The organism is Marinobacter albus (genome assembly GCF_030238305.1).
GTDB lineage: Bacteria > Pseudomonadota > Gammaproteobacteria > Pseudomonadales > Oleiphilaceae > Marinobacter > Marinobacter albus.
Map to the genome: position 1 here is coordinate 1,918,621 of NZ_JASSQD010000001.1, position 22,947 is coordinate 1,941,567.

The following is a 22,947-nucleotide window of genomic DNA, read 5'->3' on the forward strand; positions in this document are numbered from 1 at the left end:
ATGAGTAAATCCAGGGATGGCAAAGGTCCCAAGACTGAAAAAACGGTAGAATCGGGAACGGAGGATAAGGCGTCCAAGGTCCTGAAAAGTGCCGATGTGGCCCGGCCCACCTCCAAGGGGTCACCAAAGCAGACCCGGACCGCCGGCCAGCGCAAGACGGTTGCGCTGACTCTTGGAAGCGGCGGTGCCCGGGGCTACGCCCATATTGGCGCGATAGAAGTCCTCGTTGAGCGGGGCTACGACATTGTGGCGATTTCAGGGTGCTCGATGGGCGCATTGATTGGAGGCATGTTCGCTACGGGAAAAATGCAGGACTACAAGGATTGGGTGACTGGTCTGGGCCAGTTTGATGTTCTGAAGCTTCTGGACGTCACCTTCAACTCGGTGGGCGCGATCCGCGGTGAGAAGATATTCTCGGTAGTTCGGGAAATGCTGGGTGATACCCGAATTGAAGATCTGCCGATTGCCTATACCGCTGTGGCGACGGATCTGCTTGCGCACAAGGAGATCTGGTTCCAGGAAGGACCGCTGGATCAGGCCATTCGCGCCTCCGTGGCTATACCGAGTGTGGTAACGCCCCTGGTGCTGAACGGTCGCGTCCTGGTAGATGGCGCCTTGCTCAATCCGCTTCCGATCATCCCCACCATTTCGTCCCACGCTGACATCATCGTTGCGGTAAATCTCAGCGGGGAGGATGAGCGTCGCCAAAGGGTACCGGATGCGGCCTTCAATCAGGAGGGCGAGGAGTCCGAAATGGATGAGTGGGTTGATACGATTCGAGAGAAGGCTTCCCGATGGTTTGACTGGGACACGCTCAAGTCTTTCGCCGCCCGGAAACCCGACAGCGGCGAGACCCCGGAGGAAAAGATCTCAAGGGAGATGCACAAGAAGGATGATGATAAGCAAAAAGACACGAAGCCTTCCGATAAAAAGGCTCAGGAAGAACACGAGACCATCGACTGGGACAAGCTCGGTATCGGCAAGTTCGATGTGATGAACCTGACGGTTGAGACCATGCAGAGTGCCCTGGTGCAGTACAAGATCGCCGGGTATCCCCCGGACTTGCTGGTCAACGTGCCCAAAAATGCCTGCCGTAGCTACGACTACCACAAAGCGCCCGAGCTGATTCAATTGGGTCGTGAACGCATGTCGGCTGCACTGGACCGTTTCGAGGCGAACAGAAACAGTAGCGGACCTTTGGCGATTTAACTCCCATTCCCCGGCGTGATGTTGCAGAGGCTGCAGGACGGTAGCCAAAGGGCGTATAATCCCGCGCTGACCATTTCCAGTACAGGATTGAACTCTGTGACCAGCCACATTGATGATCTTTATACCGTCCGCGACTACCTGCGGTACGCGTCTTCGCAGTTTGCGGCTTCCGGGCTGTACTTTGGTCATGGTACGGATAATGTCTGGGATGAGGCCGTCCAACTGGTTATGCGCAGCCTTAACCTGCCATTAGAGAACAATACACTGTTCCTGGATGCCCGGTTGGTGCGGGAAGAACGCCAACTGATTCACGAGCGCATTGAACGGCGGATCAGCGAACGAATTCCGCTGGCCTATTTGCTGGGCGAGGCCTGGTTCATGGGCATGCCATTTCATGTTGACGAACGTGTCCTCGTTCCACGGTCGCCGATCGGCGAGTTGCTCGAGAACGGTCTGCAGCCCTGGTTGGGTGACAAGCCCGTGCACCGCATTCTGGATCTGTGTACGGGCAGTGGGTGTATTGGAATCGGAGCGGCCAGTGTGTTCGGTGAGGCCGAGGTCGAGTTGGCGGACATATCAGACGACGCCCTGGCGGTCGCTGAGTCCAACATTGATTTCCATGGCCTGCGGGACCGGGTTCGAACGATCCAGTCCGATGTCTTCAGCAACATTGACGGCCAGTACGATGTTATTCTGAGTAATCCCCCCTATGTGGACGCGGAAGATCTTGCGGATATGCCGCAGGAATACCGCCATGAGCCCGAGCTCGGCCTTGCAGCGGGGGCAGATGGGCTGGACATCGCGCATCGAATTGTTGCCCAGGCTCTGGATCACCTTTCGCCCGGAGGGTTGCTGATCGTCGAAGTGGGCAACAGTTGGGTCGCTATGGACGAAGCCTATCCTGATCTGCCGCTGACTTGGCTGGAATTTGAGAATGGCGGTAGTGGCGTATTCCTGGTAACGGCGGAAACGCTGCAGGAATGGCAGAGCTGAGCTTAAACAGATTTCTTATATTAACTGGATAAAGTACTGAATCATGTCGGGAAATACCTTCGGAAAGTTGTTTACTGTCACCACGTTTGGTGAAAGCCACGGCGCCGCGCTCGGCTGCATCATAGATGGCTGCCCGCCGGGGCTGGAGCTTTCGGAAGCCGATATGCAGCGTGATCTGGATCGACGTAAACCGGGAACGTCCAGACACACGACCCAGCGCCGGGAAGCCGACGAAGTGCGGATACTCTCCGGTGTGTTCGAGGGCAAGACGACAGGTACCCCAATCGGTCTGTTGATTGAGAACACCGATCAGCGTTCGAAAGATTATTCCAAGATTGCAGAGCAGTTCCGGCCGGCTCACGCCGATTACACCTACATGCACAAGTATGGCGTTCGTGACTACCGCGGCGGTGGACGTTCGTCTGCCCGGGAAACGGCGATGCGCGTTGCCGCGGGTGCGGTGGCACGGAAATTCCTGGAACAGAGACTCGGCATCGTCATCCGTGGCTATCTGTCCCAGCTCGGGCCGATCAAGGTTGAGAAGCTGGATTGGGCGCAGGTCCATCAGAACCCCTTCTTCTGTCCTGATGCAGACAAGGTCGCGGAAATGGAATCCTACATGGATGCCTTGCGTAAAGAGGGTGATTCCATCGGCGCCCGCATTAATGTTGTCGCCGAGGGAGTGCCGCCAGGGTTTGGCGAGCCCGTGTTTGATCGCCTCGATGCTGACCTTGCTCACGCCCTCATGAGCATCAACGCGGTCAAGGGCGTTGAAATTGGTGCAGGGTTTGACAGTGTGGAACAGAAAGGAACGGAGCATCGGGATGAGATGACGCCCGAGGGCTTTCTTTCCAACAATGCCGGTGGTGTATTGGGCGGCATCTCTTCCGGGCAGCCGATCCTCGCGAGCATCGCCCTGAAACCGACCTCCAGTCTGCGTTTGCCGGGACGGGGTATCGACGTCCACGGAAACCCCGCGGAGATCATTACCACCGGGCGCCACGATCCCTGTGTTGGCATCCGGGCCACGCCCATTGCGGAAGCCATGATGGCCATCGTGCTGATGGACCATTACCTGCGTCATCGCGGACAGAATGCGGACGTTTCCGTGTCCACCCCCGTGATAGGCCAGCTCTGATTCACGGCTAGCCACTGCGTTGGAGAGCAGAGTATCTACTGGCGACTTTCCAATCTCTACTTCTGGTTCTTTGCCCTCCTCGGAGGGCTGTTACCCTATTGGTCCCTCTATTTAGAGGGGCAGGGCTTCTCCTACCTTCAGATCGCCACGTTGATGGCGACGATACAGCTGACCAAGATAATCGCACCCAGTGTCTGGGGCTGGCTCGGCGACCGGACCGGACAGCGCGTGCGACTGGTTCGGTTTGGCGCTATTACCGGGTCCCTTTTCTTCGCTGGCGTGTTTCTGGAGCCGGGGTTTTATGGCCTTTTGCTGGTTATGCTGGCATTTACCTTCTTCTGGAACGCCATTCTTCCGCTCTACGAGGTCATCACGCTCCGAACGCTGGGAGCGCGCAAGGAAAAGTACGGTAAGGTCAGACTGTGGGGGTCTGTCGGATTTATTTTTGCGGTCGGGCTAGTGGGGGGCGTCCTCGAGTTTGTTCCGGTTCAGACCCTGCCCTGGCTCTTGTTGCCGGTGTTTGCCGGTATTGCTGTCTCGGCATTCCTAGTGCCTTCAGAGGTTGGAGAGCCGAAATCAGCGGCTCCAAAAGGAAGCCTGAAAAAGATCGTGACGCACCCAGCCGTTGTCACCTTCTTCTTGATGAATTTCCTGCTTCAAGTGTCCCACGGCGCCTACTACACGTTTTTCAGTATTCATCTGGAGCAACACGGCTACGGCAAACTTTCGATCGGCTTGCTCTGGTCACTTGGTGTCATCGCCGAAATAGCCCTTTTCCTGATCATGCATCGACTGTCCCGAAGATTCAGCGTTCGACAGATTGCCCTGGGTGCTTTAACGCTGACGATGATCCGGTGGGTGCTGATTGCTGAGGTAACCGACGTGGTCGCGGTGCTGGTGTTTGCACAGTGTCTGCATGCGGCATCCTATGGAGCGCTCCACGCCATATCGGTCCAGTACATTCAGGGATTCTTCGGTCGCCACCACCATGGTCAGGGACAGGCACTCTACAGCGGGCTCACCTTCGGGGCGGGCGGCGCGTTGGGCGCCTGGCTGTCTGGTTTTCTGGTAGAGGGCTTCGACACGTCGGCGGCTTTCTGGGGTGGTGCCGGTGCCATGCTGGTGGCCATTGCCGTCACTTGGCGAGGGCTGAGGCCCCCGCCAACCGAGCAGTGACTGAGTCTCGTTACTCCGCTGATTCGTCCTCGTCGTCCTCGATCTGAAGCGACAGCCCGCTGCCGCTCGGCCCTCCGGATGATGCCGCCGATGGGCTTTCGTTCCCTTCCTGTCCGTGCAGCTTGATCTTCAGGCGAAGGTTATTGGCGGAGTCGGCATTCTTGAGTGCTTCGTCTTCCGAAATCTTGCGATCCTTCCAGAGATTGAAGAGTGCAAGATCGAAGGTCTGCATACCAAGGTTTGCGGATTTTTCCATGATCTCCTTGATGCCCTCGATTTCTCCCCGAAGGATCAGTTCGCTGATGGTTGGAGTTCCCAGCAGAATCTCGATGGCTGCGCATCGTTTTTTGTCGATGGTGGGTACCAGCCGTTGGGAGACAAAGGCCCGTAGATTCATGGCGAGATCCATCAACAATTGCGACCGGCGTTCTTCCGGGAAGAAGTTGATGATGCGGTCCAGCGCCTGGTTTGCATTATTCGCGTGAAGTGTGGAGATACACAAATGGCCCGTTTCGGCAAAGGCTAGCGCGTGTTCCATGGTTTCCCGGTCACGGATTTCCCCGATCAGGATGACGTCAGGGGCCTGGCGCAGGGTGTTTTTGAGGGCTTTCTGGAAGCTCCGGGTATCCACGCCCACTTCGCGCTGGTTAACAATGCTTTTCTTGTGCCGGTGGATGTATTCCACCGGATCTTCGATGGTGATGATGTGCCCGGCCGAGTTGGAATTACGATGGTCAATCAGAGCCGCCAGCGACGTTGATTTCCCCGATCCGGTCGCACCGACAAAAAGTACCAGGCCGCGCTTGGCCATCACGACGTCTTTCAGGATGGCCGGAAGACCCAGGTCATCTGCATTGGGAATTTCGGCGACGATGTTCCGCGCGACAATGGAGATTTCATTCCGTTGCCGGAAGATGTTGATGCGGAACCGGCCAACATTGCGAATGCTGTAGGCAAGGTTCATCTCCAGCTCTTGCTCGAATTCGGTAATCTGTTCGTCGTCCATCACCGAATAGGCAATATCTTTGATGATGCCAGGAGCCAGGGGAGTTCGGTCAATGGGCTTGAGGGAACCGTGAAATTTCGCGCAGGGCGGAGCGCCGGTGCTCAGGTAAAGGTCCGAGCCATCGTGTTTGGCCAATATTCGCAGATAATCGTCAAAGCCCATGAAATCTCCTAAGCGTGTTGTATCGGTGGTTCATGATTCTGTTTCTTCCTGGCGGACAATTTCCAGGAGTGTCCTCGCAGCGAGGCTGAGCTGACGCCCGGAAAGCCCGACTGCACCAAGTACTCTCGAGACTGAAAAATTCGTGGCCAGTCTGTGCGTGCTTTCATCAAGCATGGTGATGGGCAGAACGCTCCATCCGAGCCCGACGCTGGTCATCATTTTGATTGTCTCGAGATAGTTGGTCGGGATCTGTTGTTGTAGCGCCAGGTTTGCTTCCAGGAACAGGCGGCTTACCGCCCGGTAAGTGGCGGTGGTCGTGTCCGGAAGGATTGCCGGGTAACGTGCCAGGTCCTCCAGCGACACCGATTTTTTCAAGGCAAGCTCGTGCTCCGGCCCTACAACGAACGCCATCGGATCTGGCCAGTGCTGATATACCATGAAGTGGCTTTCCATACTGTCACTGAGTGTGACAAAGGCGAGTTCGGCGTTACGCTTTTGCATCTCAGCGTAAGCGGCATCGGATTCCATGAACTGAAGGTTCAGTTTTACCTCCGGGTAGTGACTGGTGAACTTTCGAAGCCAGTTAGGCAGGTGGTGGAGCCCGATGTGGTGGCTGGCAATAATCTCCAGTTCCCCTTCAAGTTTTTCGTTGTCCGGCGAGAGTGCAATCCGGGCGTTGTGGATTTCATCAAGAATTCGCCGGGCGTGGGGCAGAAGTCGGACGCCGGCATCCGTGAGCCGGATCTGTCGGTGGCTACGGTCGATGAGTTTCACGTCCAGTTGGCTTTCCAGGGCTGCAAGGCGCTTGCTTATGGCCGGTTGCGTGAGATGAAGTAATTCGGCGGCTTCCGAAAAAGATCCCTGATCAACAATTGTCAGAAAGGCGCGAAGCGCAGTCGGTTCCATGGCGTGTCCTGCTATGTTGTTAGCCGTCGATCCTCTGGGGTGCTGGCCGTATGTCAAACGCTATAAGATGCCAAATAGGAATGCAAAGGATAAAAAACATGAATTGAGGTTATTTTGGTATGGGGAGTATGATAGTTCGATATGAAGTCAAAACCAGAAACCCGGGATAATGAGAGAGCAACCATGGCCGGCAAAACCTTATACGACAAATTGTGGGACGATCATCTGGTCAAGCAACGGGACGATGGTTCTGCGTTGATCTATATCGACCGGCAATTGCTGCACGAAGTAACCTCTCCGCAGGCATTCGAAGGCCTGCGTCTGGCGGGACGAAAACCGTGGCGTATCGATGCCAACATTGCCACTCCCGATCACAACGTACCGACGACGGACCGGGACAAGGGCATTGATGGCATTGTCGATCCGGTTTCGCGAACACAGGTCGAAACCCTTGATAAGAACTGCGATGAGTTTGGCATCCTCGAATTCAAGATCAAGGACACCCGTCAGGGTATCGTCCATGTGATCGGGCCGGAGCAGGGTGCAACCCTGCCGGGCATGTCTATTGTCTGTGGTGACTCCCACACCTCCACCCACGGAGCATTCGGATGCCTCGCCCACGGCATTGGTACCTCCGAAGTTGAGCATGTGCTGGCAACCCAGTGCCTTGTGCAGCAGAAAATGAAGAACATGCTGGTAAGGGTGAATGGCAAACTCGGAGCGGGCATAACGGGCAAGGATGTGGTTCTCGCGATCATCGGCAAAATCGGAACCGCTGGCGGGACTGGTCATGCCATTGAGTTTGGCGGCGAAGCCATTCGGAACTTGAGCATGGAAGCGCGGATGACCATCTGCAACATGGCCATCGAGGCCGGTGCCCGGGTGGGAATGGTTGCGGTGGATGATACCACCATCGATTACGTTCGCGGGCGACCTTTTGCACCCAAAGGCGACCAATGGGATGCGGCGGTCGAGTATTGGCGGACCCTGCACAGCGATGACGATGCAGTCTTCGATAAAGTGATAGAGCTTGAGGCGGCGGACATAAAGCCGCAGGTGAGCTGGGGAACTTCACCGGAAATGGTCGCCGGCGTTGATGGCTTTGTGCCGGATCCCGCCAAAGAGCAGGACCCTATCAAGCGAGAAGGCATTGTACGGGCCCTGAAGTACATGGGGCTGGAGCCAAATATGCCGATTACCGGAATCCAGCTGGATCGGGTTTTCATCGGTTCCTGCACCAACAGTCGGATTGAGGATCTCCGGGAAGCCGCAGCGGTGGTGAGGGGGCGTAGGGTAGCACCGAGTCTCAAGCAGGCCATGGTGGTTCCGGGCTCGGGTCTGGTGAAGGCCCAGGCAGAGAAGGAAGGACTCGACCGGATTTTTATCGAAGCCGGACTGGAGTGGCGCGATCCTGGCTGTTCGATGTGCCTTGCCATGAATGCCGACAAACTGGGGCAGGGTGAGCATTGTGCCTCGACCTCCAACCGCAACTTCGAGGGGCGTCAGGGCTTCGGTGGTCGTACTCACCTGGTGAGTCCGGCGATGGCGGCCGCAGCAGCCGTGACCGGGCACTTTGTCGATGTCCGCGAATTGACCCACTGATCCACAGGAGAGAGACCATGCGAGCATTTACGCAACACCAGGGCCTGGTAGCCCCCATGGACCGTTCCAATGTGGACACGGACATGATCATCCCCAAGCAGTTTCTGAAATCCATCAAGCGTACGGGGTTTGGGCCCAACTTGTTTGATGAGCTTCGATACCTCGACGAGGGCAAGCCGGATCAGGATTGTTCCAGCCGCCCGTTGAACCCTGACTTTGTGCTCAATCAGGACCGCTATCGGAACGCGAGCGTGCTGCTGGCTCGGGCGAACTTTGGTTGTGGATCCAGCCGTGAGCATGCCCCCTGGGCGTTGGAAGACTATGGCTTCCGGGTGATTATTGCCCCGAGTTTCGCCGATATTTTCTATAATAACTGCTTCAAGAATGGCTTGTTACCCATTGTTCTTGATGAAAAAATTGTTGAACAGCTGTTTCAGGAGGCGGAAGCAAGTGAGGGGTACGAGCTTGCCGTCGATCTTGAAGCGAAAACCGTTACTACTCCAGGCGGTGAGTCCTTCGGGTTCGATGTGGACGATTTCCGTCGGCATTGTCTGCTGAATGGCCTTGACGACATTGGTGTGACGCTCGAGGATGCCGGCGCGATCAGGACCTATGAAGAACAACGCCGCAAGACAGCTCCCTGGCTGTTTGGTGCCGGCAACTGAGTTTTACAAATTGAAGTGATCTGACACAGGAAAGGATTATGTCCAGAACCGTATTGATGTTGCCAGGCGATGGCATCGGGCCGGAAATCGTCGCAGAGGCAGAGAAGGTCCTGCAAAAAGTTAACGACCGTTTTGCGCTGAATCTCAGTTTTGAATCTGGTCTTGTCGGTGGTGCCGCGCTCGACGCCGCCGACACCCCTTTGCCCGAAGAAACGCTGGACAAGGCCCGGAAAGCGGACGCCATTCTGCTCGGCGCTGTCGGTGGACCGAAGTGGGACAGTCTGCCCATGAGCCAGCGTCCGGAGAAGGGTTTGCTGGGCCTGCGTTCCAACCTGGAACTGTTCGCCAACCTGCGCCCGGCCATCCTGTACCCGCAGCTTGCCTCCGCATCTTCCCTGAAGCCGGAAGTGGTTTCCGGCCTGAACATCATGATTGTCCGGGAACTGACGGGCGGTATCTACTTTGGTCAGCCCCGGGGTGTAAGGGAACTGGAGAGTGGTGAAAGGCAGGGCTACAACACCTACGCCTACACAGAAACCGAGATTCGCCGAATCGGCCGGGTGGCGTTTGAGGCGGCCCAGCAGAGAGGCAAGAAACTTTGCTCGGTTGATAAGGCAAATGTGCTGGAAGTGACTGTTCTGTGGCGCGAAATCATGAATGACCTGTGTCGCGAATATCCGGATGTTGAGCTCTCGCATATGTACGTCGATAACGCCGCCATGCAGCTTGTCCGGGCGCCCAAGCAATTCGACGTGATTGTGACTGGCAACATGTTTGGTGATATTCTCTCTGACGAAGCGGCTATGCTGACCGGATCAATTGGCATGTTGCCATCTGCGTCACTGAACTCCGAGAAGCAGGGGATGTACGAGCCCTGTCATGGTTCGGCGCCTGATATTGCAGGCCAGGGCATAGCCAATCCGCTTGCCACCATACTGAGTGCAGCCATGATGTTGCGGTACAGTCTGGGTGAAGAGGAAGCCGCAGAGGCTATCGAGGCAGCGGTCAGCACGGTACTGGATCAGGGACTTCGGACTGCGGACATCATGTCTCCGGATGGAACCCAGGTTTCTACCCGGGAGATGGGAGAAGCGGTTCTCGCTGCGCTCTAGGCGCTGATCCGGTTCCGGCTGAATTTGCGACCCGACGGTAACAACATGCTGTTGCCGCGGGATCATCCATCCTGTCCCTGCCAGCGATAGAGGCAGCGGGCGGGCATAAAACGAGGTTCAAAGGTCGCACATGAAGCGAGTTGGACTTGTAGGTTGGCGCGGCATGGTAGGTTCAGTCCTCATGCAGCGCATGCGCGATGAAAACGACTTTGCCGATATCGATCCGGTATTCTTTTCGACTTCCCAGACCGGGAAGCCCGCACCGGACGTTGGTAAGGATGGCGTTCCTCCACTTCAGGACGCGTTCGATATTGATGCCCTGAAAACCCTCGACGTGGTTGTGACCTGTCAGGGTGGGGATTACACCACCAAGGTCTACCAGAAACTGCGCGACGCGGGCTGGCAAGGCTACTGGATAGATGCCGCCTCGACTCTGCGCATGGTGGATCACTCAGTGATTGTCCTGGACCCGGTCAATCGCGACGTTATCGACTCTGCCCTGGAAAAGGGTGTGAAAGATTACGTGGGTGGTAATTGCACGGTAAGCCTGATGATGCTGGCCCTCGGTGGCCTGCTCGAGCAGGATCTGATTGAGTGGGTCTCCCCGATGACCTATCAGGCTGCTTCCGGTTCCGGAGCCCAGAATATGCGGGAATTGCTCAATCAGATGGGTGATCTGCATGGCAGTGTGAAGTCCGAGTTGGCCGATCCGTCTTCCGCCATTCTTGAAATCGACCGTAAGGTGACGGAGACCATGCGAAGCGGTGATTTCCCGACAGAGCACTTTGGCGTGCCGCTGGCCGGTAGTCTGATTCCCTTCATCGATAAGCAGCTCGATAACGGCATGAGCAAGGAAGAATGGAAAGCAGGCGTTGAGACCAACAAGATCCTTGGTCGCAGCGACAACCCGATTCCAATCGACGGTATCTGCGTGCGCATCGGCGCCATGCGCTCGCACAGCCAGGCACTGACGATCAAGCTGAAGAAGGACCTGCCCGTTGCCGAGATCGAATCGATTCTGGCCAAGGCTAATGACTGGGTGAAGGTCATTCCGAATGATCGCGAAGCAACCATGGAAGAGCTTACGCCGGCGAAGGTCACCGGTACCCTGAGTGTGCCTATCGGTCGCATCAGGAAGCTGGCCATGGGGCCGGAGTACATCTCCGCGTTCACGGTAGGTGACCAGCTCTTGTGGGGAGCAGCGGAGCCGCTGCGACGCATGCTGCGGATCCTGCAGGAGCGTTAAGAAATGTTACGCAGGGGTAATTAATGCCAACTGTGTCCGGTTTCAGAAAACCGGTTGGGGGCGAAGGCTGATTTCGGCCTTCGCCCCTGTTATTTTCAAGAGCGCTAGGGAGTTCCGCTCGATTGATAAAAAAATGGTACAAGGATTGCGGCTGATTGATTGATAAAAGAGGTATTATCAACAATACTTGCCGCACCAAGCGTCAATAGAACGACACTATAACTAGAACGATCCAGACGGAAGTCATCCAACCTCGTCCGATTCTGTTTTTATAAAGCAGTAACGAATAACGGAGACTGGAAAGGAAAAAGCATGAAGGTACGCAAGCTTGCGGTTGCCCTGGCTCTGGCGGGAGGGCTCGGATCCAGCGTTGCACAAGCCCTGGGGCTGGGAGAAATTGAACTTCAGTCCTATCTGAACGAGCCTTTGGACGCAGAGATCAATCTGCCCCAGAGCCGAGGTGTGGATCCGGGCGATGTATTCGTGAATATAGCCCCCGAATCTGCCTATGAAACAGTCGGACTTAGCCGCAACCAGTTTCTGAGTAAACTCAGGTTCCAGGTTATTACCCAGAGCGACGGGTCCCTGGCAGTCAACGTATCTTCACGGGAGCCCTTGCGTGAACCGTATCTGAACTTTCTGCTCGAGCTGACCTGGCCGAATGGACGGTTGATGCGGGAGTATGCTGTTCTGGTCGATCCTCCTGTCTACGCGGAGGACTCCGGTGTCGAGGAACGGGTGAGTGCGCCAGCGGTCACCTCCGGAGCCAGCCAGCCGTCTACCAGTCGCAGTGCCGAGTCTGTTCGTCGTCAGGCGCAGGCGGAGCAGTCGTTGGGGCGAGGGTACCAGGGCAACACCTTCGGCCCGACTGGTGCGTCAGATACCCTTTGGACCATTGCCTCCAGTGTTCGTCCGAACAACAGTGTGACCACCCAGCAGGTCATGCTTGCCATTCAGGATCTTAATCCTGATGCCTTCATGGGGGAGAATATCAACCGCCTCAAACGGGGCGAGGTACTTCGGGTACCCACGCTTGATCAGATCCAGTCCCGGACCAGGGCAGAAGCCACACAGGTTGTCAGGCAGCAGAATGAGGAATTCCAGTCTCCGCAGCGCACGGTTGATGCGACTGACAGCCAGCAAGCCCAACCAGCATCCACACAGGCATCCGCCGGCGGCGATGAGCTGAAACTGCTTGTTGCGGATAATGAAAGCACGGAATCCAGTGACGGTGGCTCCGCGGGTGGTGATGGAGAACTTCCGGGTGGAGTCGACGCGGGTACCGCAGTTGCAATGGAGGAGCTGGAAAGCGCGCGTCGTGAGAACGATGAGTTGAATAGTCGCGTTAACGATCTGCAGGATCAGGTACAAACGCTGCAGCGACTGCTTGAGCTGAAAAACAGTCAGTTGGCAGATATGCAGCAGATGACGGGTGAATCCGAAGAGGTTTCCGCTGACGCGACAGCCCCTGTTGAGGGCGAAGCGAATGAAGAGGGTGCTGAAGGCTCCGACCCGGCAGTAGCGGCGCCTGATGAAGCGGCTCCCGGTGAAGTCGACGAGACAGAAGGCACTGTCGGTGTCGAAAGCCCGGATGCTGACGCGACTGCCATGGATGAAGAAGGCGTGGCCGTAGAGTCCGACGAAGCTGGGCAGGCAGAAGAGGAGTCGGGAGCGGCTGCTAATGGCGATGCTGCCGACCAAATGGCGGAAGGCTCTGCTGAGGAATCCGAGAGTGGCGCTGATGAAGCGGCCATGGAAGAGGTTGACGAAGCTGATGCGGGTGCTGGTGCTGGTGCCGAGGTAACTGAGCCAGAAGAAACAGTCGTATCGCCCGAAGCTGAGCAGTCGGCAAGTCAGGAACCCAAACCTTCGGCGCAACCGCCAGTCGCGGAAAAAGGATTTCCGGGCAACATCATTGATGCCATTACCGGCAACTTGCTCTATCAGGTTGCGCTGGGCGGAGGTCTTATCCTCCTGCTCCTTCTTCTCCTGTCGTTGGCGCGTCGGAATGCCAACCGCGAAAAGGCGTTTTATGAGCAGCTGAACAGTGAATCCGGTGATGAATCGGACTCCTTCGAGTTGAGTCTGGACGAAGAGGACGCGGATCACGGTGCCAGTGATGAAGCACTGGCAGAAGCGGACTCCTACATTGCCTATGGACGCTATGATCAGGCTGCCCAGACTCTGGAGGCGGCCATTTCGAGGGAGCCAAGCCGGAAGGACCTTCGACTGAAGCTGCTGGGTGTCTATGCCGACAATCAGGACCGTGAGTCGTTTGAGAAGCAGTTTGGTGAAATTGAGGCACTGGATGACGATCAGGCCTTGGCTTCGGCCAACGAACTGCGCGCTCAGTTGGACGAAGCGGAATCGATGCCCAGTATCGATGACCTTGAGTCCCAGCTTCGCTCAGATTCATTCGGAGGCTCACAGGCTGAAACTGCGGAAAGCGTCCCCGGTTTGGGAACAGAAAATGATTCCCAGCTCTCGGACGAGTTGCTTGCGGACCAGTATGACGCCGGGAAAGAGGAACAGGTTGAAAATGAATTCGGTGAGCTGGACACGGATTTTGCGGACTTTGATCTGAACGAGCTTGAGTCGAAAGAGGACTCTGCGGACGCCGGGACAACGGAGTCTCAGGAAGCCTCAGAGCAAGAGAACAGTGACGATTCAATTGAGTATGACCTGTCCGGTCTGTCTCTGGAATCCGAAGAGGAAAACGCGGTTGAAGGCCAGGAATCTGGCACTGAAGGCAAAACCGATTATTCTTCGTTTGAGATGGATCTCAGCGATCAGGCCGAAAGTGAAATCGATGACACTGACTGGTCCGACGACCTAGGTCTCGAACTGGACAGCGCTGTTGAAGATGAGTCTGGCGCCAACGCATCTGGAGAAAAACGTTCCGCAGAGGTCGCTGACGATTCAGCCGACAGCGACACTGACTCTCTGGACGAATCCTTCCTGGATGAGCTGGATGCCGAGTTGGATAAGGTTGCCGGCGAAGAAGACGAGCTGGGCGGGGATGAGATGGAGGAGTCGTCTCTGGATGATCTCGAGCTGGATGTCTCCGATGAAGACCTCGCCTTGATGGAGGAGTTCTCCGATTCCGCCGATTCAGCCAGTGCCGACGAGGGCGAGGCTCCCGCTCTGGATGAAGAGCTAAACCTTGAGGATACTCTTGGTGAGGGTGATGTCCTCGGTGAAAGCGCGGCTGCCAGCCCGGAAGAAGAAGTGGCCGGCACTGAAGAGCTGGAGGACCTTGGTTCTCTGGATGAACTGGCAGAGCAGAATGACGAGGCTTCCGAAGGTAGTTCCGAGATCGAAGAGCAGTTGCCCGTGGCGTCAGACGAAATTGGTGAGGATGTGAACAGATCTGGCACCGTCGAGATCGACGAAAACGAGCTTGGCGACGATGACGATTTCGACTTCCTCGCAGGAACTGACGAAGCTGCAACGAAGCTTGACCTCGCCCGTGCCTATATCGAGATGGGAGACAGTGACGGCGCCCGGGATATACTCGAGGAAGTTGCACTGGAAGGAGATGAGGATCAGAAAGCGGAAGCGCAGGATCTTCTTAAAAATCTGTCCTGATTCGTTATAATCGCCTTGATCAGGCGGAAAGCGCCGGCCGTCGAATCCATTTCGACACAAGCCGGCGCTTTGTTTTTTTCAGTATCATTCATTCCGGATAGGCGTTTGTTTCTCGAACCTCAACAGCTTACCACCGAAATTGACATAGGCGATGGTCGCGTTGCCCTTGCTTTCGAATACGACGGCCGTGATTTTCACGGCTGGCAACTTCAGAAGTCCGGCGTTCGCTCCGTCGAGTCAGACCTGACGGCGGCGGTCTCGAAAGTTGCAAACCATCCCGTTGACCTGGTCTGTGCAGGACGGACGGATGCCGGCGTACACTCCAGTTATCAGATTGCCCACTTTGAAACTTCATCCACCAGGAGTCTCCGATCCTGGGTAATGGGGATAAATACGGCACTACCAGGCGATATTGCCGTTCACTGGGCGGGCAATGCCCCGGGCGACTTCCATGCTCGTTTTTCTGCCGTTTACCGGCGCTACCGGTACGTGATCTATAATCATCCCGTGCGGCCTGGAATTCAGCGGGGGCAGGTCAGCTGGACGTTTAGGCCTTTGGATGCCGGATGCATGCATGAGGCAGCGCAGGCACTGTTGGGCGAGCATGATTTTTCAGCTTTTCGGGCAGCCGGATGCCAGTCCCGTTCCCCGATCCGTTTTATGGAGCAGGTGACAGTAACCCGTAAGGGAGAGTTCGTCGTAATAGACATCCAGGCGAATGCCTTTTTACACCATATGGTTCGAAATATAGCCGGAGCTTTGATGGCAGTAGGATCAGGGCAGCAGCCAGTTAACTGGATTCGTGAGATACTCGAACAGCGGGACAGGAAACTTGCTGGCGTGACGGCACCACCGCATGGCCTTTATCTCGTGGATGTCGGTTACCCGGAGCGGTATGGGATACCCCAGGCTGAATGCGGGCCCGGTTTCCTGAGGCCCTGGTACAGTGAGGGGGAAAACCATCCGATTCCTCCAACCCACATACATCCGAAGCTATCGGTACAGAAGCCATGAGCGTGCGAGTCAAAATCTGCGGACTGACACGTGTCGAAGACATCGAGGCGGCGGTCAAAGCTGGCGCCGATGCGTTGGGACTTGTCTTCTATGAGCCGAGTCCAAGGTCGGTCAGTATCGTTCAGGCTGCGGAGTTGGCGCGCCACGTTCCCGCCTTCGTTGCGGTCGTTGGCCTGTTTGTGAATCCGACAAAGGATGAGGTCCGGGAGGTGTTGGATCGGGTTCCTCTGGATTTGCTGCAATTCCATGGCGACGAAAGTGCTGAGTTCTGTGCGCAATTCGGACGGCGCTGGATCAAGGCCATTCGGGTCCGGCAGGGACGGGAGATACAGGCGGCCTTCACAGACTATAGCCAGGCTTCCGGGCTGCTGGTGGATGCCTGGGATCCTGATCGGTTCGGCGGAACGGGGCAGTCATTCAACTGGGATCTCATCCCTTCTGATCGGCCTATGCCGCTCATATTGGCCGGTGGGTTGTCTTCTGATAACGTATCCCGCGCGGTCGAGCAGGTGAAACCCTGGGCCGTGGACGTCAGCGGCGGTGTTGAGCAAAGTAAAGGCATCAAGGACATCGAAAAAATTTCCGATTTCATTAAAGAGGTTCACCGTGTCTGTAAAACTGACTGAAGAAATGCTGAAAGCACTGCCGGATGCGAGGGGGCACTTCGGGGCCTTTGGCGGACGTTTCGTTTCCGAGACGCTGATGGATTCGCTCATGACGCTCGAGAAGCAATACAACGAGCTCAAGCACGATCCTGAGTTTCAAGCGCGGTTCGACAAAGAGCTGGCCGATTATGTAGGCCGACCCACCCCCCTGTATTTCGCTGAAAGGCTTACCCGCGAAACAGGCGGTGCGCAAATCTGGCTGAAACGGGAAGATCTCTGTCATACCGGTGCCCATAAGGTAAACAACACCGTTGGTCAGGCACTGCTGGCCAGTTTTTTGGGGAAGAAACGGATTATCGCTGAAACCGGGGCAGGTCAGCATGGCGTTGCGACAGCGACAGTCTGTGCCCGGCTAGGTCTGGAGTGTCATGTTTTCATGGGCGCCGAAGATGTTCAGCGCCAGTCCCTGAATGTTTTTCGCATGAAGCTGCTAGGCGCCGAGGTCCACGCGGTCGAGAGTGGTAGCCGAACGCTTAAGGACGCAATGAATGATGCCATGCGTGACTGGGTCTCCTATGTCGATGAAACGTTCTATATCATCGGAACAGTTGCGGGGCCACACCCCTATCCCATGCTGGTGAGGGATTTCCAGTCTGTAATTGGTCGCGAGACCCGCCGTCAAGCGTTGGAGAAAACCGGCAAGTTACCCGATGCACTGGTTGCCTGCGTTGGTGGCGGCTCGAACGCCATTGGCATGTTCTATCCATTCCTCGCCGACGAATCCGTTCAGCTCTACGGTGTCGAGGCGGGTGGTCTCGGTATTGAAACCGGCAAACACGCCGCGCCCCTGTGTGCCGGTCGTCCAGGGGTACTCCACGGCAATCGCACCTATCTTATGGAAGATGAGAACGGCCAGATTGCCGGCACCCATTCGGTCAGCGCTGGTCTGGATTATCCGGGGGTAGGTCCTGAGCACAGCTGGTTGAAGGATATTGGCCGGGCGAATTATGTATCCGTGACCGATGATGAAGCCATGGAAGGTTTCCGCAAGCTCACTCGGGTCGAAGGCATAATGCCCGCCCTGGAGACAGCTCATGCCGTGGCTTACGCCATCAAGCTCGCTGCAACCATGGACAAGGATCAAACCGTCGTGATCAACGTATCCGGCCGGGGTGATAAAGACATTAACACGGTTGCCAAGTTAGAAGGCATCGAGATCTGAAGAATCAACAGGAGCAGGCATGAGCCGAATTGAAGGGGTCCTGAAAACCCTCAAAGGACAAGGTCGCAAGGCACTTATTCCCTACATCACTGCCGGAGACCCCCATCCCGATGTGACTGTGGATCTGATGCACACGCTGGTGGAAGCAGGTGCCGACATTATTGAACTGGGCGTGCCGTTCTCTGACCCCATGGCCGATGGGCCGGTCATTCAGCTGGCCTGTGAGCGAGCCCTCAAGCACGGCACGTCCTTGCGTCAGGTGTTAGCTATGGTCAAGGAATTTCGGACCAAAGACATCGAAACCCCGGTGGTTTTGATGGGCTACCTCAACCCGATGGAGGCAATGGGGTACGAAGCTTTTGCCGATGCGGCTGTCGATGCGGGCGTTGATGGAATACTGACCGTCGACCTGCCCCCGGAAGAGGCGGACGATGTTGCGCCTCTGTTCACTGAGCGCAAACTGGACGCCATCTTTCTGCTGGCGCCGACCACAACAGATGAACGGATTCGCGCAATCAGTGAGCACTCCTCCGGCTATGTGTACTATGTTTCATTCAAGGGAGTCACCGGGGCCGGCAAGATCAACGTGGAGGAAGTGGCTACCAAGGTGGCCCATATTCATCAGCTCACAGCTCTCCCAGTAGGTGTGGGTTTCGGTATTCGTGACGCAAAAACGGCTGCAGCGGTGGGTCAGGTATCCGATGGTGTAATTGTTGGCAGCGTTCTGGTCGATACAATAGCCAGAAATCAGGCAGATACCGACGAGCTGAAGCGGGCGCTGAAGGATCTGCTCCACCCGATGCGCGAAGCGCTGGATAGCCTGGACTCCTGAAATATGGGCCCGGGCCGACAGGCATCACAGGACAGGATGAAATCATGAGTAACTGGCTGGACAAGATCATGCCGAGCAAGATCCGCTCGGAATCCAAGCAGAGAACTGGCGTTCCCGAGGGGTTGTGGAAAAAATGCCCCAAGTGCGGCGCCTTTCTCTACAAGCCGGAACTTGAGAAGAATCTCGATGTTTGTCCAAAGTGCAACCACCATCTTCGGGTGAGCGCCAGGCGTCGTCTGGATGTTTTCCTCGATTCCGATGGTCGGGAGGAGATTGCTACAGAGCTGGAGCCTTGGGACCGGTTGAAATTCAAGGACAGCAAGCGCTACAAGGATCGATTGTCCCACGCGCAAAAGTCCACAGGTGAGAAAGACGCACTGGTGGCGATGAAAGGCACAACGCTGGGTGTACCCCTCGTTGTCTGCTCATTTGAGTTTAATTTCCTCGGGGGCTCTATGGGGCAGGTTGTGGGCGAGAAATTTGTCCAGGCCGCCAATGTCGCCCTCGAGCACCGCATTCCGCTGGTCTGTTTCTCTGCCAGCGGCGGTGCCAGGATGCAGGAAGCGATTCTATCGCTGATGCAGATGTCCAAGACGGCGGCAGTGCTTGAGCGTATGAAGCAGGAAGGCATCCCCTACATCTCCGTGTTGACGGATCCGGTGTTCGGCGGTGTGTCGGCCAGTCTGGCCATGCTTGGTGATTTGAACATTGCTGAGCCGTACGCCTTGATCGGTTTCGCCGGCCCGCGTGTCATCGAGCAGACCGTCCGGGAAAAGCTGCCGGAAGGTTTTCAGCGTAGCGAGTTCCTGCTTGATCACGGTGCCATCGACATGATTCTCCATCGCCACCAGTTACGCGAGCGCATTGCGCACGTCCTGGCGAAGTTCACGGGTCAGGAGCGGCCCGAGACCGAGGAACCGATTGAATTTGAAGTTACGGAAAAACCGGAAACCGATGCCCCCATCGAGTAACATCTCTGGCCAGTCCCCACACCCGCCGGGGACTGGCGCCACTGTCGACCGGTGGCTTACCTACCTTGAAGCCCTTCATCCAACCGAAATAGATCTTGGTCTTGACCGCGTGCTTATGGTTTTGCGGCGGCTTTTTCCGCGTAAGCCATCTGCCCGGATCATCACCGTTGCGGGTACGAATGGAAAGGGGAGTGCGGTTGCGTCGCTTGAGGCATTGCTTCGTGCGGCCGGACGACGAACCGGCGCTTATACTTCGCCGCATCTGGAGTCTTACAACGAGCGTGTCCGGTTAGACGGTTCCGATATCGACGACGCGTCGTTGGTCTCGGCTTTTGAGCGGGTTGAAGCTGCCCGCAGAAACATTTCGTTAACCTATTTCGAATTCGGCACGTTGGCTGCGTTTGTAGCGTTTTCCGAAGCCGAGGTCGAGGACTGGCTGCTCGAGGTAGGCCTCGGGGGGCGGCTGGATGCCGTTAATGTCCTTGATGCGGATATCGCAATCATAACCTCGGTGGACATTGACCATGTCGCCTTTCTTGGCGATAACCGCGAGGTTATCGGTTTTGAAAAGGCCGGAATACTCCGGCCGAAGATACCCGCCGTCTATGCGGATTCCGATCCACCCCGGTCGGTCCTCCAACAGGTAGCTGCGCAAAAGGTCGATCTGGCGCTCGCCGGACGCGATTACCGATTGCTGGACGCGGAAGACGGCGAAGGGCAGGTGCCGGCCAGACTGGTACTGGATTATCAGGGTTGGAAAGTGAAACTGCCCAATGGGCCGCTCCCCGTTCCGAGCGTCGCTGCAGCGGTGGTGGCACTTCGAGTTCTTGAGCCGGGTATGGATGTGTCCGTCATTGAGCGGACGCTGGAGTGCCTGAAAGTGCCGGGTCGGTTTGAGCAGATGTCGGCAAACCCGGATGTCTTTGTCGACGTGGGTCACAATCCTCATGCTGCAGGCTGGCTTGCGGGTCGGTTGGCGGCCCTGAAATCGGCAAATCGCCGGGTTTTGGCAGTTTACGCCGCGCTGGGTGATAAGGACGTGGAGGGCGTCTTTGACGCCATGAAGTCGGTCGTGGATAAATGGTGGCTGGCTGGACTGGACGTACCCCGGGGGCTCTCCTCCGACATGTTAGGTGACAGGGCCGCAGGTGCCGGGCTATCGGAATGCCGGCAGGCCGAGACGGTTGATGCGGCGATCACGGCTGCCCAGGCCAGTGCCCGGCCCCAGGATCTGATCGTTATATTCGGGTCCTTTTTCACGGTGGCTGAAGCTCGCACGCGGCTGACACCGATCAGTGCCCGTCGGCGCCTTGAGCTGTTTCTGGATGTGGATGATCGCCGGGAGATAGCTCCGGGCCTTGAGGTCACGGATGTGCTCCGGTCCGACGCCAGCGAGCTCTACCAGGCACAGCTGTCCCGATTCCGGAAGTCCTCCGGTGAGGCCGATGCGCTGGTTGCCATGGAGGGAGCTACCCTTGGTGTGCCGCTGGTTGCCTGCGCTTTCGAGTACAGTTTCATGGACGGAACCATGGGGGAAGTCGCGGGAGAAAAGTTTGTCCAGGCGGCAAACGTCGCTCTTGATCGTCACATCCCGCTGGTATGCTTCTCTGCCAGTGGTGGTGCCCGGGTCCAGGAGGGGTTTCTTGCGCTGATTCAGATGGCGAAAACCGCTGCAGTGCTCGAGCGGATGAAGCAGCAGGGGATTCCCTATATTTCAGTGATAACAGACCTGGTGTATGGAGAGGTGTCTGCAAGCCTCGCAATGCTTGGCGATCTGAATATTGCCGAACCGGATGCAAGAAGCGGGGCCTCCTACCCCGAGGTCATTCAGCAGGTTGAGCTTGAAGGTTTGCCGGATGGTTTTCAGGGCAGCCAGTTTCTGCTTGAGCGGGGGGCTGTTGATATGATTCTTGACCGTCGACAACTGCGCGAGCGCATTGCTCACATTCTGGCAAAGTTTGCCGGGCGGGATCAGCCGGGGAGGGCGGAGGAAAATTCACATCCCTGAAGTCTGATGCCAGGGACGTCGGAGCGCCTTAAACTTTGTCCATAGCCTGGGGTGGTGCTTTGAGTTCTGTGAAGATGCCAGTTAGTATCAGCTGCTAATGCCAAGAGTGGTAAATCACCAAATTACGGGAGCCGGGAATCGTGGATGGATTGAAACAAAGAATAATCGGGGCGCTTGTTCTGGTTTCCCTGGCGGTTATCTTTGTTCCGATGTTGTTTGACGAGCCGCATTCCGAGCGAACCTCCACCAGCATCAAGATTCCAGAGGAGCCGCCTTTCCCGGAGGTGACGTCACCGGAGGCAGACACTTCGATGCCTCCGTCCTACGAGGAACCCGCCTCTGCAGCGGAATCCGAAACCCCGGCACAGGTTGAATCCGCGGCAGATGCTCCGGATTACCGAATCGTTGAAGATAGCCAGGACCCCTTCGACAGTCCTCCCGAGTCGAGTCAGCCGGAGCCAGTCGACCCAGTAGAAGAAACAGCTGATGAAGTGGCCGAAAATACGACCCCGGCGGACGAGCCATCCAAAGCTTCCGGAAATGAAAGTGAAACTGAGTCGGCTGAATATACCCGCTCGCTGGAAGGGGCGTGGGTGGTTCAATTGGGTAGCTTTGGTAACGCTGACAATGCCCGCCGCCTGAGAGACAAGGTTCGTGACAAGGGGTATGGCTCCCACTTGCAGAAGGTTGAGCGGGGCGATGCCACATTGACCCGTGTTTTCAGTGGTCCCTTCGCCAGTAAAGCCGATGCAGAAGCCGCCAAGCGCAGTCTTGATGAAGCGTTCAGTCTCAATAGCCTGGTGACAACCGGCGACAAATAAGCGTCTTTCTGATGGTTTATGGGCTCCAGGCAGTTTGGTGGCGGCCGGTTTCCTGATAGAATTCGCGCTTCCTTTTTTCCATCGGGTTCTTCATGGAAGCGCTGATCTGGATTGACTGGGTCATCATTACCCTGATTACAGTGTCCACGCTCATCAGTCTTAAACGGGGTTTCGTCAAAGAGGCCTTGTCGCTGGTGACCTGGGTAGGTGCGTTCATACTCGCCCGAACCTTCCACCCGCAAATGCAGTCGCTCCTTGAGAGCACAGTCGAAACGCCCCTGGTCCGTTTGATTGCAGCGTTTGCAATACTCTTCTTTGGCACGCTCATCGTGGGCGCTATCATCAACAATATGATTGGTCACCTCGTGCGGGCCACCGGCCTGTCAGCCACCGATCGGGTTCTGGGGATGGGATTCGGGCTTTTACGTGGGGTTGTGGTGGTGATCGTTGCCATTGCCTTCACCCGATACACCCCTCTGGCACAGGACACCTGGTGGCGTGAATCGTTAATGATAGGCAGGCTGGCCGTTGTGGAGGACTGGTCGCGACGGACACTGGGTGACGAATTCGCCCGTTTTCTGGGGCCGGCTTCGGATGGCCAGAGTGACCCAGGCAGTAATCAACAGCAGGAAGGCGTGGAACCAGCGTCTACCTCCAGCTAACATTCGAAT

At 56.5% G+C, this 22,947-nt stretch carries 19 protein-coding genes; 17 read left to right on the forward strand and 2 right to left on the reverse strand.

Annotated elements, in window-relative coordinates:
* The 4 genes from QQF73_RS08925 (at position 1) to QQF73_RS08940 (ending at position 4,516) form a co-directional block, all read left to right on the forward strand.
* Entirely contained in the window at positions 1 to 1,209 is a 1,209-nt protein-coding gene (locus QQF73_RS08925) for a patatin-like phospholipase family protein (RefSeq protein WP_285367928.1), read from the forward strand.
* A gap of 96 nt (positions 1,210 to 1,305) precedes the next feature.
* On the forward strand, positions 1,306 to 2,202 hold the full coding sequence (gene prmB, locus QQF73_RS08930; RefSeq protein WP_219865806.1) for a 50S ribosomal protein L3 N(5)-glutamine methyltransferase: 897 nt from the start codon (positions 1,306 to 1,308) through the stop codon (positions 2,200 to 2,202).
* A 43-nt stretch (positions 2,203 to 2,245) separates the two neighbouring features.
* Positions 2,246 to 3,340, forward strand: coding sequence for a chorismate synthase (gene aroC / locus QQF73_RS08935; protein WP_219865805.1), 1,095 nt, complete (start codon positions 2,246 to 2,248; stop codon positions 3,338 to 3,340).
* A gap of 87 nt (positions 3,341 to 3,427) precedes the next feature.
* Positions 3,428 to 4,516, forward strand: a complete 1,089-nt coding sequence (locus QQF73_RS08940) for an MFS transporter (RefSeq protein ID WP_228743272.1) — start codon at positions 3,428 to 3,430, stop codon at positions 4,514 to 4,516.
* Between the two features lie 10 nt (positions 4,517 to 4,526).
* Here the strand turns inward: QQF73_RS08940 and QQF73_RS08945 are convergent, their stop codons facing one another.
* A complete protein-coding gene (locus QQF73_RS08945) occupies positions 4,527 to 5,684 on the reverse strand; it encodes a PilT/PilU family type 4a pilus ATPase (protein WP_219865804.1) in 1,158 nt (385 codons plus the stop codon).
* A gap of 30 nt (positions 5,685 to 5,714) precedes the next feature.
* Positions 5,715 to 6,590: a LysR family transcriptional regulator gene (locus QQF73_RS08950; RefSeq protein WP_219865803.1), complete on the reverse strand. Its 876-nt coding sequence runs from the start codon at positions 6,588 to 6,590 to the stop codon at positions 5,715 to 5,717.
* A gap of 183 nt (positions 6,591 to 6,773) precedes the next feature.
* Between QQF73_RS08950 and leuC the strand changes: the two genes are divergently transcribed.
* The 13 genes from leuC to QQF73_RS09020 all read left to right on the forward strand — a co-directional run bounded on the left by leuC (position 6,774) and on the right by QQF73_RS09020 (position 22,938).
* The gene (leuC, locus tag QQF73_RS08955; RefSeq protein ID WP_285368291.1) at positions 6,774 to 8,192 is read left to right on the forward strand and encodes a 3-isopropylmalate dehydratase large subunit; all 1,419 of its coding nucleotides are present in this window, start codon (positions 6,774 to 6,776) and stop codon (positions 8,190 to 8,192) included.
* A gap of 17 nt (positions 8,193 to 8,209) precedes the next feature.
* The gene (gene leuD, locus QQF73_RS08960; protein WP_219865802.1) at positions 8,210 to 8,857 is read left to right on the forward strand and encodes a 3-isopropylmalate dehydratase small subunit; all 648 of its coding nucleotides are present in this window, start codon (positions 8,210 to 8,212) and stop codon (positions 8,855 to 8,857) included.
* A gap of 38 nt (positions 8,858 to 8,895) precedes the next feature.
* A complete protein-coding gene (gene leuB / locus QQF73_RS08965; protein ID WP_219865801.1) occupies positions 8,896 to 9,969 on the forward strand; it encodes a 3-isopropylmalate dehydrogenase in 1,074 nt (357 codons plus the stop codon).
* 130 nt (positions 9,970 to 10,099) lie between these two features.
* Positions 10,100 to 11,215, forward strand: coding sequence for an aspartate-semialdehyde dehydrogenase (gene asd / locus QQF73_RS08970; protein ID WP_219865800.1), 1,116 nt, complete (start codon positions 10,100 to 10,102; stop codon positions 11,213 to 11,215).
* Positions 11,216 to 11,527: 312 nt separating this feature from the next.
* Positions 11,528 to 14,803 (forward strand): FimV/HubP family polar landmark protein, encoded by a 3,276-nt coding sequence (locus QQF73_RS08975; protein WP_285367936.1) that lies wholly within the window; start codon positions 11,528 to 11,530, stop codon positions 14,801 to 14,803.
* Between the two features lie 105 nt (positions 14,804 to 14,908).
* A complete protein-coding gene (gene truA / locus QQF73_RS08980) occupies positions 14,909 to 15,817 on the forward strand; it encodes a tRNA pseudouridine(38-40) synthase TruA (protein ID WP_285367939.1) in 909 nt (302 codons plus the stop codon).
* Positions 15,814 to 16,443, forward strand: a complete 630-nt coding sequence (locus tag QQF73_RS08985; RefSeq protein WP_285367941.1) for a phosphoribosylanthranilate isomerase — start codon at positions 15,814 to 15,816, stop codon at positions 16,441 to 16,443. The genes truA and QQF73_RS08985 overlap by 4 nt, the downstream gene beginning before the upstream one ends.
* On the forward strand, positions 16,436 to 17,644 hold the full coding sequence (gene trpB / locus QQF73_RS08990; RefSeq protein WP_267460722.1) for a tryptophan synthase subunit beta: 1,209 nt from the start codon (positions 16,436 to 16,438) through the stop codon (positions 17,642 to 17,644). Before QQF73_RS08985 ends, trpB begins: the two co-directional genes overlap by 8 nt.
* A 19-nt stretch (positions 17,645 to 17,663) precedes the next feature.
* A complete protein-coding gene (gene trpA, locus QQF73_RS08995) occupies positions 17,664 to 18,476 on the forward strand; it encodes a tryptophan synthase subunit alpha (RefSeq protein WP_285367943.1) in 813 nt (270 codons plus the stop codon).
* A gap of 44 nt (positions 18,477 to 18,520) precedes the next feature.
* Positions 18,521 to 19,447 (forward strand): acetyl-CoA carboxylase, carboxyltransferase subunit beta, encoded by a 927-nt coding sequence (gene accD / locus QQF73_RS09000; protein ID WP_219865794.1) that lies wholly within the window; start codon positions 18,521 to 18,523, stop codon positions 19,445 to 19,447.
* Positions 19,431 to 21,455 (forward strand): bifunctional tetrahydrofolate synthase/dihydrofolate synthase, encoded by a 2,025-nt coding sequence (folC, locus tag QQF73_RS19240; protein WP_345782951.1) that lies wholly within the window; start codon positions 19,431 to 19,433, stop codon positions 21,453 to 21,455. The genes accD and folC overlap by 17 nt, the downstream gene beginning before the upstream one ends.
* A gap of 140 nt (positions 21,456 to 21,595) precedes the next feature.
* Complete coding sequence (locus QQF73_RS09015) at positions 21,596 to 22,276, forward strand: SPOR domain-containing protein (RefSeq protein WP_219865792.1); 681 nt, start codon at positions 21,596 to 21,598, stop codon at positions 22,274 to 22,276.
* Positions 22,277 to 22,368: 92 nt separating this feature from the next.
* The gene (locus QQF73_RS09020; RefSeq protein ID WP_219865791.1) at positions 22,369 to 22,938 is read left to right on the forward strand and encodes a CvpA family protein; all 570 of its coding nucleotides are present in this window, start codon (positions 22,369 to 22,371) and stop codon (positions 22,936 to 22,938) included.
* Positions 22,939 to 22,947: the final 9 nt, after the last annotated feature.

Excerpts from the sequence above, each read along its gene's own strand:
- QQF73_RS08985 (WP_285367941.1), top strand. The coding sequence starts at position 15,814 with ATGAGCGTGCGAGTCAAAATCTGCGGACTGACACGTGTCGAAGACATC.
- QQF73_RS09020 (WP_219865791.1), top strand. The coding sequence starts at position 22,369 with ATGGAAGCGCTGATCTGGATTGACTGGGTCATCATTACCCTGATTACA.
- leuD (WP_219865802.1), top strand. The coding sequence starts at position 8,210 with ATGCGAGCATTTACGCAACACCAGGGCCTGGTAGCCCCCATGGACCGT.
- QQF73_RS08975 (WP_285367936.1), top strand. The coding sequence starts at position 11,528 with ATGAAGGTACGCAAGCTTGCGGTTGCCCTGGCTCTGGCGGGAGGGCTC.
- leuC (WP_285368291.1), top strand. The coding sequence starts at position 6,774 with ATGGCCGGCAAAACCTTATACGACAAATTGTGGGACGATCATCTGGTC.
- leuB (WP_219865801.1), top strand. The coding sequence starts at position 8,896 with ATGTCCAGAACCGTATTGATGTTGCCAGGCGATGGCATCGGGCCGGAA.
- trpA (WP_285367943.1), top strand. The coding sequence starts at position 17,664 with ATGAGCCGAATTGAAGGGGTCCTGAAAACCCTCAAAGGACAAGGTCGC.
- asd (WP_219865800.1), top strand. The coding sequence starts at position 10,100 with ATGAAGCGAGTTGGACTTGTAGGTTGGCGCGGCATGGTAGGTTCAGTC.
- accD (WP_219865794.1), top strand. The coding sequence starts at position 18,521 with ATGAGTAACTGGCTGGACAAGATCATGCCGAGCAAGATCCGCTCGGAA.
- QQF73_RS08925 (WP_285367928.1), top strand. The coding sequence starts at position 1 with ATGAGTAAATCCAGGGATGGCAAAGGTCCCAAGACTGAAAAAACGGTA.
- folC (WP_345782951.1), top strand. The coding sequence starts at position 19,431 with ATGCCCCCATCGAGTAACATCTCTGGCCAGTCCCCACACCCGCCGGGG.
- aroC (WP_219865805.1), top strand. The coding sequence starts at position 2,246 with ATGTCGGGAAATACCTTCGGAAAGTTGTTTACTGTCACCACGTTTGGT.
- QQF73_RS08950 (WP_219865803.1), bottom strand. The coding sequence starts at position 6,590 with ATGGAACCGACTGCGCTTCGCGCCTTTCTGACAATTGTTGATCAGGGA.
- QQF73_RS08945 (WP_219865804.1), bottom strand. The coding sequence starts at position 5,684 with ATGGGCTTTGACGATTATCTGCGAATATTGGCCAAACACGATGGCTCG.